Raw genomic sequence first — 898 nt, forward strand, 5'->3', positions numbered from 1 at the left:
CAACAGGTCTGCAGACGGGTGGCAGGCGCTCGCAAAGTGGCGAGACAGCGCAACCGTCCAGTTAAAGAGTTCAAGCGTAGGTTCGTTACCTACGATGCACGTATCTTCTCGTTTCGCGAGAAAGACTGGACAGTGTCGCTTGCCACGGTTGATGGAAGAGAACGCTTTGAGCTAGCCATTGGCAACTACCAGAGGGGAATGCTGGCTGGCTCTAACCCCAAATCGGCCACCCTAGTCCAGCGGAAGGACGGCTCCTACTCCATCCAGATTTGTGTCGAGGCAGAGCCCCCCAAGCAACAGAACACCGACAAGGTGATTGGTGTTGACCTGGGACGGCGAGACATTGCACATACCTCCGAAGGAGACAACTGGAATGGACAGCAGCTGAACAAAGTCCGAGATCACTACTGTCGGTTAAGAGCGTCTCTTCAGCGCAAGGCCAGTAAGGGCACCCGCAGTTGCAGGCGGCGATGCCGTCAACTGCTGCAACGGCTGTCTGGCAAGGAGAGACGCTTTCAAGCTTGGGTGAACCACAGTATCGCTAAGCGCATCGTTAAAACAGCTCAATCTCTTTCTGCCTGCATTGCAATTGAGGACTTAAGCGGCATTCGAGAACGCACCAATCAACACCCCCGCAGTCGTGAGGAGCGGCGGCGTAGCAATAGCTGGGCGTTCTACCAGCTGCGGCGGTTTATCGAATACAAGGCTGTGAGGGCGGGTGTCAAAGTGGTAGCTGTCCCTGCGGCCTATACCTCGCAGATCTGCCACAAGTGCCTGCATATTCATCCCGACTCCGCTCAATCCTATCGCAAGGGTAAGCAGTTCAAATGCGGGCACTGCGGTTGGGAAGGGGATGCGGATTTTAACGGTGCGAAGGTGATTGCGCTTTTGGGGGCTG

Annotated in this window: 1 protein-coding gene; it reads left to right on the forward strand. The window is 55.7% G+C overall.

Features of this window, described 5'->3' with window-relative positions; translation table 11 throughout:
* A partial coding sequence (locus tag NW820_RS12825; RefSeq protein WP_414407696.1) for an RNA-guided endonuclease InsQ/TnpB family protein occupies positions 1-898 on the forward strand: 898 nt, incomplete at both ends.

The organism is Synechococcus sp. R55.7, assembly GCF_047461955.1.
Taxonomy (GTDB): Bacteria; Cyanobacteriota; Cyanobacteriia; order Thermostichales; family Thermostichaceae; genus Thermostichus.